This window comes from Vibrio sp. 10N.261.51.A3 (assembly GCF_041471965.1).
GTDB classification, from domain to species: Bacteria; Pseudomonadota; Gammaproteobacteria; order Enterobacterales; family Vibrionaceae; genus Vibrio; species Vibrio crassostreae_C.
Window position 1 is genome coordinate 1 of the sequence record NZ_JBFRPK010000034.1, and the last position, 14,549, is coordinate 14,549.

General features: G+C 44.0%; 9 protein-coding genes. 5 read left to right on the top strand and 4 right to left on the bottom strand.

The genetic code is table 11. From position 1 onward, the window contains the following. Nucleotides 1-44: 44 nt before the first annotated feature. The 4 genes from rsmF to AB4371_RS09895 form a co-directional block, all read right to left on the bottom strand. Complete coding sequence (rsmF, locus tag AB4371_RS09880) at nt 45-1,466, bottom strand: 16S rRNA (cytosine(1407)-C(5))-methyltransferase RsmF (protein ID WP_372149560.1); 1,422 nt, start codon at nt 1,464-1,466, stop codon at nt 45-47. A 149-nt stretch (nt 1,467-1,615) separates the two neighbouring features. After that, nucleotides 1,616-4,273, bottom strand: coding sequence for an MlaD family protein (locus AB4371_RS09885; protein ID WP_229647992.1), 2,658 nt, complete (start codon nt 4,271-4,273; stop codon nt 1,616-1,618). Continuing rightward, entirely contained in the window at nt 4,260-5,543 is a 1,284-nt protein-coding gene (locus tag AB4371_RS09890) for a PqiA/YebS family transporter subunit (RefSeq protein ID WP_372149561.1), read from the bottom strand. Before AB4371_RS09890 ends, AB4371_RS09885 begins: the two co-directional genes overlap by 14 nt. A 54-nt stretch (nt 5,544-5,597) precedes the next feature. Beyond that, a complete protein-coding gene (locus AB4371_RS09895) occupies nt 5,598-7,394 on the bottom strand; it encodes an ABC transporter ATP-binding protein (RefSeq protein WP_017059690.1) in 1,797 nt (598 codons plus the stop codon). Between the two features lie 89 nt (nt 7,395-7,483). Between AB4371_RS09895 and AB4371_RS09900 the strand changes: the two genes are divergently transcribed. The 5 genes from AB4371_RS09900 (at nt 7,484) to pepN (ending at nt 14,539) form a co-directional block, all read left to right on the top strand. Further along, nucleotides 7,484-7,975, top strand: coding sequence for a GAF domain-containing protein (locus tag AB4371_RS09900; RefSeq protein WP_017059689.1), 492 nt, complete (start codon nt 7,484-7,486; stop codon nt 7,973-7,975). A gap of 97 nt (nt 7,976-8,072) precedes the next feature. After that, a complete protein-coding gene (gene proQ, locus AB4371_RS09905; protein WP_017057223.1) occupies nt 8,073-8,696 on the top strand; it encodes an RNA chaperone ProQ in 624 nt (207 codons plus the stop codon). A 17-nt stretch (nt 8,697-8,713) separates the two neighbouring features. After that, nucleotides 8,714-10,708: a carboxy terminal-processing peptidase gene (gene prc, locus AB4371_RS09910; RefSeq protein WP_017071900.1), complete on the top strand. Its 1,995-nt coding sequence runs from the start codon at nt 8,714-8,716 to the stop codon at nt 10,706-10,708. 322 nt (nt 10,709-11,030) lie between these two features. After that, nucleotides 11,031-11,714, top strand: coding sequence for a hypothetical protein (locus AB4371_RS09915; RefSeq protein ID WP_017068918.1), 684 nt, complete (start codon nt 11,031-11,033; stop codon nt 11,712-11,714). A gap of 218 nt (nt 11,715-11,932) precedes the next feature. After that, nucleotides 11,933-14,539: an aminopeptidase N gene (pepN, locus tag AB4371_RS09920; RefSeq protein WP_372149563.1), complete on the top strand. Its 2,607-nt coding sequence runs from the start codon at nt 11,933-11,935 to the stop codon at nt 14,537-14,539. Nucleotides 14,540-14,549: the final 10 nt, after the last annotated feature.

Sequence of the window (14,549 nt, forward strand, 5' to 3'; positions counted from 1 at the left end):
CCTCCTCCTACTCGATTATTAAGGTGTATTCAGTGCGAACGCTTTTAGAAAAGGTTCTTATCGCGCACGAGTTCGCGTGGTAAACCGTTCTTCACTCGGTTGCCAACCCACTTACCAAGGCCGATGATTGCACCATTGTACTTCACTAGCACTTCACCTTTTCCTGACAAGTTTTCAGGGCGAACATCGCGGCCCATGAACCATTCACGAGCATCTTCAATACTAAGCTCTACAACATTAGCTTCATTACCTGTTGCGAGCGTTGTCGCTACTTGGTGCTGCCAGCGGTAACCTTTTTTATGGGTTTCAGCGATCTTGATTCCCATGCGAGAAAAACGGAACTCACCGATCATCGGCTCTAGCGCTTCTGGGAATAGCCAAACGTCTTTGTCGCGAATCCAAACCTGAGTATCGCTTGGCAATTCGATATCGAGAGTACTCATTAGTTGTTCAGCGACTTCTTGCTGAGTTTTCTTTGATGCTTTTTCAAATGGGAATTTACCCATACGTTTTTTAACTTCTGGTGGAGTAACAGACGCTAGTTTACGGATACGCGCAACAAAGAAACCTTCAGAGTCATAGACCTGTGGGAAGATGTGAAGAAAGCCTTCTTCTGTCGTGGTTGCTGTTGCGTTGTCGAATAGTGATTCCAGAGATTCGAATTCAACCGCATCACCAAAGGTTTCTTTTAGGTGATGACACACTTGTTGGTTCTCTTCGGTGCTAAGCGTACACGTTGAGTAAACCAAAACACCATTAGGTTTAAGAGCATGGAATGCACTTTCAATCAGATCTTTTTGCGTGTCGGCAATGTCGACCACTGATTGATACGTCCAGTTCTTCATCGCATCGGCATCTTTACGAATGGTGCCTTCGCCAGAGCAGGGTGCGTCTAGCAACACAGCATCAAACTGTTCTGGTAACCAACCACCAAAAACTCGACCGTCAAAGTTACTTAGAGCGGCATTACGAACGCCACAACGTTCGATGTTAGCGTGAAGGACTTTCACACGGCTTGCTGCATACTCATTGGCAACCAATACACCGCGATTATTCATTAGCGCAGCGATTTGCGTTGTTTTAGAGCCGGGTGCAGCCGCAGTGTCTAGCACCGCTTGGTAATCAGCTTCGCCTTGGAAAAGTGCCGAGGGTGGCATCATCGAGCTGGCTTCTTGGATGTAGAAAAGACCAGACATGTGTTCTGCCGTATTACCTAGTGGCGCTTCACTTTCGTCCGCTGTAATCCAAAAGCCCGTTTCACACCAAGGTACAGGTTCCAGTTCCCAGCCTTTCTCTTTTGCTCGTACTAGGAAGTCTTCAACACTGATTTTCAATGTGTTGATTCGAATACTTTTACGAAGTGGTTTTTGGCATGACGCAACAAAAGAAGCCATATCTAGATGACTAGGCATGATTGCTTCGATGTGCGTTAGGAATTCTTCAGGAATATATACGTTAGCGTGCAAAAGAGTATCTCGATTTATTGCATTAATGCGGGGAGTTTAAAGCAAAATGAGGCCGTCCTAAACCATATTTGCAGCAAACAACAAAAATGCAGCCTAATGGCTGCATTTTGATGAAGAATTAATCTTCCAGAAACGTCAGAGAGTTCACTCTATGGACGAGGAATTGCGGTTCTCCATGATTTCCACTCATCTTCGGCTTGAGGATAGAGGTAGAAAGACTGATCTTCGCTTGCTACTGGTTGAAGTTCATTTGTCGGTGGCGTTGAGAATGTAATACCACCTCTTAACAAGCTGTCTACCGTTCCGGCTTTGATGTTTGCGCCTGACAGGCCGATAGAGACATCGACGCCCGACACGTTCCAGAACACGGTGTTTGCGCGGATTAGATACGCGTAGTCAGGTTCTATTTGAATCGTAGATATGATGCGATCAGCAAACTCGCCCAGCTGAACATCTATAACACTGCCAATTTCTAGTTCACGGAATAGGATAGGTGTACCTTCAGATACTGAGCCGCGCGTTTCGCTTTGCAGTTGGAATATCTTGCCTTCAGGCTGCACAGGTCCTTTGCTAAGCTCAAATTTCGTGTTTCTTTCACCTTTGCCCGGGTCTACGTTGATGTGTTTAGAGAGCAGCGCAGAGACGTTTTTGATGCCATTAAGGCCAATCTCAGGTTCTGCCAACCAGAAGTGACTGTTCGTCACGGCAATCTTGTCGACGTACTCAGGTAAAATACGCGCAGTAATTTCAATGCCGCCCTTGTTGAAGTTCGGAATCACCAAAGTAACCTCACCAACAGTGACACCTTGATATTTGATCGCCATGCCCTTGTTGACTTCTTGATCGCCAGAAGAGGTGATAGTAATCGCGCGGCCAAATTTTCGAGCAGATTTTGAATCTTTGTAAAGCTTCCACACGTCACCAAGTTTGTTGTCGATTCCCGGCAGAGAGTCAAAAGCAATACCGCCTTGGATAAGGGTTTTAACTGGTGCCGCTTTAATGCTGATACCCGATAGCGACGCATCAACCTCAACGCCTGATCGGTTCCAGAAAACAGTGTGCTTGTTGAGTAAGTGCGTGTAACGATTTTCGATTGTGACTTTGATTCTTACGCCACCGTCGGCAAGCTGAAAATCAGAAATACTACCCACTTGTAGGTTGCGGTAGAGGAGTGGACTGCCTTTAGAAATTGAAGGTAACTCACTGGCAAACAAAGAAAGTGTCTTTGAACCAGACTGATTAAACTTAGCAATTTCTGCTAACGACTTACTTTGGAAAAGTTGGTAGTCCGCTCGAGCTTCAGATTTACCTTCACTCACAAAGCTAATCGAGCCGGTAAGAAGCTGTTTTGCTGGTGGGACCGTAACACTCAAGCCTGATTCGGTTAGCTCTGCAGTCGCACTACCTGTCACAAAGAAACGGTTGTGGCTTTTGATAAGGTGCGCGTACTCATTATCGATAAGTGCATCCATGAAGACTTCGTGTTTATCAGAGCCCGTACCAACACCATCAACTAATCCCACATGGATGATAGAGCCAACGGCAATGCCTTTGTAGAGAAGTTGTGTACCGACATCTAACCCGAACGAATTGTTCGACGTTAAGCGAATCGCAACGGATTTCTCTTGTTCCTGACTGAATTCATTTTTGCGGATTGCAGTAAATCGACGCGCCTTTTCACCTTCACCCGGTACCAAGGTTAAAAAGTTACCTGTCACTAAATTGGCAATGTTTTTCATGCCAGTAAGCGACAGTTCAGCCTCTTCTAGAACGAATTTACTGCCGCTGTTTAAAAAGTCACTGAATGCCGGTTGGATAGCGGCAGATGCAACGACGTTTTCACGCCCTTCACTTAGCGATAAATCAGTGATTTGACCGATTTCAATGCCGCGATACATGATCGGAGCACCCGTTGCACTGATTTTATTATCATCGGGAACGGCAATCTTGATAGAGATACCTCGACCCGCTGTTTTCAGATCTGGGTAGAGTTTGAACTTAGTATTCATCTCAACCGGTTGGCCTTCTCCTGGAGAGTCGACCGCAATTGAACCGCCAAGCAATGCACTTAGGCTCTCTAAGCGAACATCAACACCAGAAAAGCCAATACTGGCACCTAAGCCACTGACATTCCAAAAACGGCTTTGGTCGGTAATGATATGGCTGTATTCATCTTTAATCGACGCTTGAATCGTAACGGATTTCGCGTTGTCGTTTAACTGGTAGTTGTAAACCTCACCAATTGGGATTTTACGGTAAACGATTTGAGAGCCAACAGACACGCCGCCCAGATCTTTGGTCGTCAGTGAAATGTTCAAACCTTCAGAAGCCAGTAAGTCAGAAGGGGAGGATTCTAACGCTTGGAAAACGGTTTCTGGGTCTTGTTTGGTTTCGCTCGGGTGGATAGCAATATAGTTACCTGAAACAAGTGCGTCTAATCCTGAGATACCCGACAAACTTGCTGTCGGTTTTACAAGCCAGAAACGAGTGCCTTTTGAGAGTAGCTTCTTCGCTTCAGGGTAGATGTCTGCATCGACATAGATACTCGATAGATCTTTGGATAAAGTGATGTCGCGCACCATACCCACTTCTAAGCCTTGGTAACGAATCGTTGTTCGACCTGCGACTAAACCTGCGGCATCTGAGAAGTATATTTGCACACGTTGCCCAGCATCGTGTATCGATTTCATGACCAACCAACCGGCTAAGGCGACGGTTAATATCGGCAGAATCCACAAAGGGGAGATGCCTTTGTTTTTCCTTACTTCTGGTGAATATGACGTTTGTGATTGGTTATCGTTGTTCATTCACTGACTCATCTTTAGAGGTGTAGTTATCCCAAATTAGCCTAGGATCTAAGCTTTCCGCTGCTAGCATCGTGAGAACAACTACGACGCCAAAAGCGACTGCACCATAACCTGGTGTAAAGTTTAAAATCTGTCCACGGTCGACCAAGGTCATCATGATCGAAATAACGAACAGGTCCATCACCGACCATTTCCCCACCCATTTCACAATGAAATAGATGGTCATGCGTTGTCTGTGGCAAACGGCGCGCTTCATCTTGATACAGATTAAGATGTACGCGAGGCCCAGTATTTTCGCGACTGGCACGACGATACTGGCAATGAAAATGATCGCAGCGATGCCATACATATCGCTATTAATCAGCGAAGCGACACCGGAAATGATGGTGTCTTCTAGCCTTTGACCGTTGGTAATAAGAATAGAAATAGGAATGACATTGGCTGGCACGATAGCCACGGATGCGGCAAATAGCAGAGCCCAAGTTTTCTGTATAGAGTAGGGCTTGCGGTGGTATAAGTCATGGTGACAACGCACACAAGTATGACCGTCAGGCTGAGATAGGTGACAGTTGTGACAGTGTACGTTCTTACTCTCAGCAAAAGAGTATTCGGATTCTTTTGCCCAAGCTTCCCAGTAGCGACGTACACTGATACGGCTTACTAGTAATACGCTGAAAAGCTGCAGAAGAATCAGGCCAATCAAACCAGGGCCGACGAAAATGTCAGAGTAATCTTGCAGTTTGAAACATGAGACCGCCAAACTTACCAGAAACACATCCAACATCATCCAATGTTTGAGAGTCTGAATAATGGCTAATGCATAACGAAAGGGTGTGAAGATCTTAAGACGCAGTGATGCATGAGTGATGAGTACCGAGGTGCACACGAGCAACGGAGCGATCGAACTGCAGAACAGGATCAGCAAACCAAGTAGAGGAAAGCCTTCGCCCATTAAGGTAAAAACACCCGATGGTAACGTCGCGGGTATCATGACGCCAATCAGGCGAATACTGATGAATTCAAAAAAGTGCGATGGGATAAACAGCAATAAGCAGGTAATTGCGATTGCTAGGTTTCCAGAGAGGCTAGGGGTACCGCCTCTATAAAGCTGAGTTCCGCATCTTGGGCAGTAAGCTGATTTCCCTAAAGGGATGTCCATTTTATCTACGGGAAGTTCGCAGCCCTGGCAAAGACGCACTGAGCTGCTGTCGCATTGGTGTTTTGTTGATAAAGGGTTGGTTACGGATGGGGAGGTCACGCGACCTCCCAAGTTGAAACGTAAGTTAGGTTAGCAACCCGACTTAAAGACTCAGAGCCACAAACATCAGGCGTGCGATTGCACACTGCCGTAGAGTGTTTGATAGAGTCCTTGTTGTTCAACCAATTCACCATGTGTTCCCGTCTGTGTGACTTGTCCATCTTCTAAAACATAGATTAGATCGGCTTGTTTCACCGCTGATAATCGATGAGCCACTATCAAAGTTGTGCGATCTTTCAAAAACTCGCTCAACGCTTTATGCAGTGCTGACTCTGTTGCTGTATCGAGTGCAGATGTCGCTTCATCAAGAATAACAAACTTAGGATTGCTCAGCACCATACGAGCTATTGCTAAGCGTTGTCGTTGACCACCAGACAGTCGAACGCCATTCCTACCAATTTGTGTATCTAAGCCATTGCTCAGTTGCTTGATGACATCTTGCATTTGAGCGACTTCAAGCGCACGCCACAACGACATTTCGTCGTATTCAGCACCAAGGGTCAGATTATGCCTTAATGTGTCGTTAAAGAGTATAGGTTGTTGTAAAACAACGGCAATTTGATTGCGTATTACATCAAAGCTGATGTCATCGGTTGTTTCACCGTTATAGCGAATGCAACCTGAGTCTGCTTGGTAAACCCCAATCAGCAACTGGATTAGCGTGGATTTACCCCCTCCACTCGCACCGACCAAAGCGACTTTTTTACCTGCAGGGATGTGCAGCGATAGCCTATTTAAAACAGTGTTTTCTAATGTGTAAGAGAATGTAACGTCTTCGATGTCAACTGTCACTTCTTGATCTTCAGTAAATGGGTTCACTTTACTGATAGGGCGCTTCTCTTCTTCTAACTGAAGAAGATCGTTGATGCGTTGTAGTGCCGCTTTCGCGCTATACCAAGAGAATTGAATCCCTAGTAGCTCTTGGACCGGGCCTAACATGAACCACAAGTAGCCAAATACCGCGAAAATCTGACCAATGGTTAAGTCACTGAATAACACCATTAGCATAGCGACGGCACGGAAAAGCTCGAAACCTAGTAAGAACAGCAGAAACGAAACACGGCCAGCAGCTTCAGATTGCCAAGCGTATTTGTCTGCATCGATTCTTACTTGGTTTGCTTGAACCTTAAGTTCATCGAGAAAGATACGTTCTTTATTCGCCGCACGCAGTTGGTAAATGCCGTCTAAGGTTTCCACCAAACGGTTTTGAAAGCGCTCGAAAGATTGGTTTTCGTATTTCTTAAGGTGTTTGACCCTGCTGCCTAGTTTACGGGAGAAATAAATTACAACAGGATTGACCAATAAAATGAACAATCCTAAACGCCACTCTAACCACAACAGCACGATCGCTGTCCCGAACACGGTCAGGAAGCTGATGATAAATTTAGAAAGAGTCGAGCCAATGAACTTATCTATTGTCTCTATGTCTGTTATTAGGTGGGCGTTAATACCGCCACTGCCTTTGGTTTCGTATTGTCGAATACTGATGCGGCCAAGCTTATCTATCATCTTGCTGCGCATTTGATAGGTAATTGTTTTGGACACAAGCGTAAACTGACGCCCTTGCAGAATGTTCAACGCTTGGCTAACGGAGCGCATGATAATCACTAACAACAAAGTTAGTGCTATATAGCCAGTCGGTGTTTGTAATGAAGATGGAAGTAGGTGGTTCATCATCTCTAAGCCTGAAGCGGGCTTATCGAGTAATACTTCATCAACCATTAATGGCATGAGCAACGGGATAGGGACACTAATGAGAGTTGCAAATATGGCAATAATGTTAGCAAACAGTAATTTGGACTTGTGTTTTTTTACTTGAGTTATTAACCAAGAACGGCTAATAGTGTCTTCTGAATTGTTCATTGTAATGAGAATAAGTCCTATTTAGTTTGATGGCCGCATTCTACTGCGTTCTCTTGATAATGGAAGTCTCAATTTAATTGGAAGTTAATATGAAAATAGAACATTACCAACGCTTAACCAAACAAGCCGTTGCATTAATTGAATCAGAAACCGATCTAACTGCTAATCTTGCTAATATCAGTTCATTATTATTCATGGAATTGGATGACTTGAATTGGGCGGGTTTCTATTTAATGAAGCAGGATTTAGCTAAGGAAAAAGACGAACTTGTACTGGGCCCTTTCCAAGGTCAACCTGCTTGTGTGCGAATTCCGGTCGGGCGTGGTGTGTGTGGAACTGCGGTTGCGACGAATACAGTTCAGCGCATTCATGATGTTCATGAGTTCGAAGGTCACATCGCTTGTGACGCTGCAAGTAACTCAGAAATCGTTATTCCGTTCTCGATTGGCGGAAAAATCGCGGGCGTTCTTGATATTGATAGCCCAAATGTTGGTCGTTTTTCTCAAATTGACGAGGACGGATTGACATTTTTCATGGCAGAAGTGGAAAAGCTGCTTAATTCGCACGCGAACAAGGCATAAATTATTCTCTTACTGTGGTTTTTCCCAAGCATCTCTCTATAATACGTAAAAATATTTTCTTAATGCTCGCGGAAAACCGCAAAAACCAGGAACCCACATGGAAAACACTGAAAAGTTAAAAAACAGCAAAGAAGTTATCGCATATATTGCTGAATGTTTCCCTAAATGCTTTACTCTAGAAGGTGAAGCGAAGCCACTTAAAATTGGTATTTTTCAAGATCTTGCTGAACGTCTAAATGAAGACGAAAAAGTAAGTAAGACTCAGCTTCGTGCAGCGTTAAGACAGTACACATCATCATGGCGTTACCTGCACGGCGTAAAAGCTGGCGCAGAACGTGTTGACCTAGACGGCAACGCGTGTGGCACACTAGAAGAAGAGCACGTTGAACACGCTAAAGCTACACTTGCTGAAAGCAAAGCGAAAGTTCAGGCTCGTCGTAAAGAACAAGCACAAAAAGCTCGTGAAGAAGGCAAAGCGAAACCTAAGGCGAAGAAAGCTCAACAGCCTCGTCGTCAAGCGCCTAAAGCACCAAAAGTAGAAAAGCCTGTAGAAACACGCGCTTTGAACGCTGACGAATTCATCGCTGGCAAAGAAGTAAATGTGAACATGGGTAAAGGAAACATGGCTGCGACCATTGTTGAAATCAATAAGGAAGATGTGCGTGTTCAGTTAGCAAACGGCCTACAAATGGTTGTTAAAGCGGAGCACTTGCGCGCTTAAAGGAGATACTCCTACGCATGAAATGCCGTTCAAAATTGACACTGATTGCTGCTAGCTTTTGGCTAGCAGCTTCAGCTCAGGCTCTTGAAGCCAAATTAGATCAGGACGATTTACCTCTACTCGCTCCTGAGGTCCAACACGAAACTGCTAGTAAACGTGTTACTTCTCGATTTACTCGTTCTCACTATAAACACTTCAATCTCAACGATGATTTCTCTCAAGCTATCTTTAATCGTTACTTAGAGATGCTGGATTATAATCGTAATATCTTCACTCAAGCTGATATTGACTCTTTCTCTGCGTCATCTAAACAAATTGATGATCAGCTGAAATCGGGCAATAACCAGATTGCATTCGATGTTTATAATCTGTCTATGCAGAAGCGTTTTGAACGTTTTCAATATGCATTGTCTTTGCTAGATACAGAGATTAAGTTTGATACCGATGAAAGTATTGAGCTCAATCGTAGTGAAGCTGAGTGGCCAAAAGATATCGCTGAAGTGAATGAGCTTTGGAGAAAACGCGTTAAATATGATGCGTTGAATCTAAAACTTACTGGTAAAGAGTGGCCAGAGATTCAAGAAGTTTTGGAAAAGCGTTACAACAATGCGATGAAGCGTATTACGCAATCGCATAATGAAGATGCTTTCCAGATCTACATGAACGCATTTGCGCGTGAAGTTGATCCTCACACAAGTTACCTTTCTCCAAGAAATGCAGAACAATTCCAATCTGAGATGAACCTATCTCTAGAAGGTATTGGTGCTGTGCTTCAGATGACAGACGACTACACCGTTATTCGCTCTTTAGTTGCTGGTGGCCCTGCGTCAAACAGCAAACAATTGAGTGATGGAGACCGCATTGTTGGTGTTGGTCAAGATGGCGAAGAAATTGTTGATGTTATCGGGTGGCGTTTAGACGATGTAGTACAACTTATTAAAGGCCCTAAAGGGACCAAAGTTAAGCTACAGATCTTGCCAGATGGTAAAGATGCAAAAAGTCACGTTGTCACAATTGTTCGCGATAAGATTCGTTTAGAAGACCGCGCTGTTAAATCAGAAGTGATCGAGAAAGACGGCAAGAAAATTGGTGTATTAGAAGTACCAAGTTTCTACGTTGGCCTTTCTAAAGATACCGATAAACTGATCACCGAGCTTAAAGAGCAAGGTGTTGAAGGTATTATTGTTGACCTCCGAAACAACGGTGGTGGTGCACTGACTGAAGCAACTGAACTCTCTGGTTTGTTTATCAAAGAAGGACCTGTTGTTCAGGTTCGTGATAGCTACGGTCGTGTCAAAGTGAACAGCGATACTGATGGTCAAATCAGTTACCAAGGCCCGTTAACGGTATTGGTGAATCGCTACAGTGCTTCGGCATCTGAGATCTTTGCAGCAGCGATGCAGGATTACGGTCGTGCAATCATCCTAGGTGAAAACTCTTTCGGTAAAGGTACGGTACAACAACATCGTTCTTTGAATCATATCTATGATTTGTTCGATAAAGAGTTGGGCTACGTTCAATACACAATCCAGAAATTCTACCGAATCAATGGTGGCAGTACGCAAAACAAAGGTGTAGTACCTGATATTGCTTACCCAACGCCAATAGACCCGGCAGATACTGGTGAAAGTGTTGAAGACAATGCTCTACCTTGGGACAGCATTGATAAAGCAAACTACTCAGTGTTACAGCGTAACGATGAGCAAATTGCTGCTTTAACAGCTCAACACCAAGCTCGTATTGCGACAGACATGGAATTTGGCTTTATCGCGCAAGATATTGAAAAATATAAGGCAGATAAAGACGATAACGACCTTTCTTTGAATGAAAAGGTACGTCAGCAAGAGAGCGATGATGCGGATGCGCTTCGTCTAGATCGTATCAATCAACGTCAAAAAGCCGCTAAGTTAGAGGCATTTAAAACGTTGGATGATATTCCAAAAGACTACGAAGCCCCGGATGCTTATCTTGATGAATCAGTTGCTATCATGCTGGATATGATCAAGAAATAAACAAAATATCTGTTATAAGGTGATTGTTTAAAGACGTACTATTTGAAAAGCGAGCTTAGGCTCGCTTTTTTTGTACCTGTGTTCTTGCCTCGAATAATGTCATGTTAACGGCATGCTTCCTCGCTTTTTAACTTGCTGCAGAACCACTGTTATTTGATTTTCGGCTGTGAAGTACACTGTAAAAATAACTAAACTTAAGTATTATTTTTCGAGTGATAATGACATTTAAGTTACTTCGCACTTAAAATTTAGTGACTTAGATCATATTTTTTCGCTTTCTATTCATTACGTGCCTAAGCTTAAAGAAAACGAGGGGACGCTTATGAAATGGATTCTACTATTTTTATCTTGTTTAAGTTTTGTGGCTTTTGGGAGCGAGGTCGCTTCGAGTAACCAACAATCAAAAAGTGATAGTAATCTATCTCATTTTGACCTTCCTTTGCTGCTTGGTGATTGGTATTTGATGAATCCTGATCCTGAGCAAGGCACTGAAAACTTTAGAGCGATCAAGCTCACTCTTGATTCAAACTACTCATTCACTATCGATATCCAAAAGAAAGACTACAGTGTCGATCATTGGGAAGGTTTGTATAACGCCAATGAAGACACGATTATTTTGGGTTTGAATACCTCAGAACCTCAGGTTTACGCGTACAGCAGTAATCACAACATGCTGAATCTTAACGGTGTTATGTTCACTAAGGCCTTGCCAAATGCATTGGCGGGAATCTGGTCAAGTGCCCAACTGTCTGGAAGCGATCTACGTGCGAGTAACATTCAAAAAATGGATTTAGTCCTTCAGCCGGACTTTATATTCATGTTCCGAGTATCAGATGAAGAAGGTGGTGAAGTCATTCGTCGCGGGGTGTATTACACAGAAGGCGATCAACTAGTGTTACTTTATGAGAACGGTGAACACGGCACTCGATATACACTGAACAGCGATGTGTTAACGCTGCAAGGTGAAGAGGGAGATATGTTTGCGGTACTCAATCGCATTCGATAATCGTGAGTTTTAGCAGTAACGGCGTACTCGTTGATAATATTGTGCACAGTTCATTTCTTAGGCGTTCCTGTCTGATTTGATTGATAAAATAGCAAAACATGGAGGCATTTTCTTACAATGCCTCCTTTTTTTAATATTCCCCTTGTTTTATTGGCGCTCAACCTTTAGATATATACAGTTAAAAAATAATTACGTATAACGATCAAAAGGAACCCGTCATGGCACATACACCTCAAGCCAAGTATCGTAAAGATTATCAATCACCATCTCACACGATTTCTGAAATCGATCTTACTTTCGATTTGTACGACTCAGCATCCATTGTTACGGCTGTTTCTAGTGTTAAGCAGGAGAAAGACAGCACGACATTAGTACTTGATGGTGAAGGCTTGAAGTTGGTTTCTGTTTTGGTAGAAGGTAAAGAGTGGACTCAATATGAACAGTCTGAAACTCAACTTACGCTGAATGACCTTCCAAAAGAATTTACTCTAACCATCGTTACCGAAGTTAACCCTGAAGGGAACAGTGCACTTGAAGGCTTGTACAAGTCGGGTGGCGCGTTCTGTACTCAATGTGAAGCTGAAGGTTTCCGCCGTATCACTTACTACATGGATCGCCCAGATGTGTTGGCGAAATTCACTACAACGGTAATTGCAGACAAAGCAGAGAACCCATTCTTATTAAGTAATGGTAACCGTGTAGATGAAGGTGAAGCTGAAAACGGTCGTCATTGGGTGAAGTGGCAAGACCCACATCCAAAACCAGCGTACTTGTTTGCTTTAGTAGCGGGTGACTTTGATGTACTTCGTGACGCATACACTACACAATCGGGTCGTAAAGTTGACCTAGAAATCTTTGTTGATAAAGGCAATCTAGACCGTGCGAGCCACGCGATGGTTTCTTTGATTAACTCAATGAAGTGGGACGAAGAACGTTTCAATCTTGAATACGACTTAGACATCTACATGATCGTAGCCGTTGATTTCTTCAACATGGGTGCGATGGAAAACAAAGGCTTGAACGTATTCAATTCGAAGTTCGTTCTAGCAAACGACCAAACTGCAACGGATACAGATTACCTAGGTATTGAAGCAGTAATCGGCCATGAATATTTCCATAACTGGACCGGTAACCGAGTGACTTGTCGCGATTGGTTCCAGCTGAGCTTGAAAGAAGGCTTAACCGTATTCCGCGATCAAGAGTTCTCATCTGATCTTGGCTCTCGCGCAGTAAACCGAATCAACAATGTTCGTATTATTCGCGGGCCACAATTCGCTGAAGACGCAAGTCCGATGTCTCACCCAATTCGTCCAGAAAAAGTGATAGAAATGAATAACTTCTATACTTTGACCGTGTACGAAAAGGGCAGTGAAGTGATCCGTATGATCCACACATTGTTGGGCGAAGATGGTTTCCAAAAAGGCATGAAGCTGTACTTCGAACGTCACGATGGTACGGCTGCAACATGTGAAGACTTCGTCGCGGCAATGGAAGATGCGTCGGGCGTTGACTTATCTCAGTTCCGCTTATGGTACAGCCAGTCTGGTACGCCGACGCTGTCTGTTGAAAGTAAGTACGACGCAGAGAAGAAACAGTACACGTTAACAACTCGCCAAGTAACAGCGCCAACTCATGAGCAAACGGAAAAGCAGGCTCTGCATATTCCTCTTGATATCGAGCTGTACACAGCTGCGGGTGAAGTTGTTGAGTTACAATGTAACGGTAAGCCAGTTCATAATGTATTAGATGTGAAAGAAGCAGAGCAAACGTTCGTGTTTGAAAACGTTTCTGAGCAACCGATCCCATCATTACTTCGTGAATTTTCTGCGCCAGTGAAATTGGAATATGACTACTCAGATGAAGAACTGATCTTCTTGATGGTGAATGCTCGCAATGAATTCTCTCGTTGGGATGCGGGTCAAATGCTATTAGCGAAGTACATCCGCAGTAACGTGGAGAAAGTTCAGCAGGGTCAAGCGTTTGAGCTTTCTGATTCTGTTGTTGATGCATTCCGTGGCGTACTGCTGAGTGATTCACTAGAGCCTGCGTTTATTGCAGAAATGCTTTCTCTACCAAGCCACAATGAAGTATCGGGTTGGTACGAGCGCGTTGATATTGATGCGGTCGCATCGGTTCTTAACTCAATGAAAGTCACACTAGCTGCAGAACTTGAAGACGAGTTAGCGGCGGTTTATCACAGCCACGCACTAACAGAATACACGGTCGATCACGATTCGATTGGTAAGCGTACTCTACGTAAAGTTTGCCTAAGTTACTTAGCACATACAGAGCAGGGTAATGACTTGGTTGTTGCGATGTACCAGCAAGCAAACAACATGACAGATACGATGGCAGCAATGGGCGCGGCAAACAGCGCACAACTTGCATGTCGTGAAACCTTGATGGCGGATTACAGTGACAAGTGGAAACACGATGGTCTTGTTATGGATAAGTGGTTTGCATTGCAAGGTACAAACCCAAGTTCAAACGCACTTGAAGTGATCAAAGCGTCGATGTCGCACCAGGCGTTCAGTTTGAAGAACCCGAACCGTACCCGTAACTTGGTCGGTTCATTCTTAAACATGAACCCGGTTCAATTCCACGACAAGTCTGGTCAAGGCTATGCATTTGCTGGCGAGATCTTACGTGAGCTAAACAGCAGCAACCCACAAGTGGCTTCACGTCTGATTGACCCGCTACTTAAGTTCCGTAAGTACGATGATGAACGCCAAGCTCTTATCAAACAGGAACTTGAGACATTGAAGAGCATGGACAACCTAGCAAAAGACTTGTTTGAGAAAGTGACGAAAGCACTAGAGGCTTAAGTCAGCGCGC

Bases quoted from the DNA above. Each gene is read 5' to 3' on its own strand.
- AB4371_RS09885 (WP_229647992.1), bottom strand. From the start codon at position 4,273: ATGAACAACGATAACCAATCACAAACGTCATATTCACCAGAAGTAAGG.
- AB4371_RS09895 (WP_017059690.1), bottom strand. From the start codon at position 7,394: ATGAACAATTCAGAAGACACTATTAGCCGTTCTTGGTTAATAACTCAA.
- AB4371_RS09900 (WP_017059689.1), top strand. From the start codon at position 7,484: ATGAAAATAGAACATTACCAACGCTTAACCAAACAAGCCGTTGCATTA.
- proQ (WP_017057223.1), top strand. From the start codon at position 8,073: ATGGAAAACACTGAAAAGTTAAAAAACAGCAAAGAAGTTATCGCATAT.
- prc (WP_017071900.1), top strand. From the start codon at position 8,714: ATGAAATGCCGTTCAAAATTGACACTGATTGCTGCTAGCTTTTGGCTA.
- AB4371_RS09915 (WP_017068918.1), top strand. From the start codon at position 11,031: ATGAAATGGATTCTACTATTTTTATCTTGTTTAAGTTTTGTGGCTTTT.
- pepN (WP_372149563.1), top strand. From the start codon at position 11,933: ATGGCACATACACCTCAAGCCAAGTATCGTAAAGATTATCAATCACCA.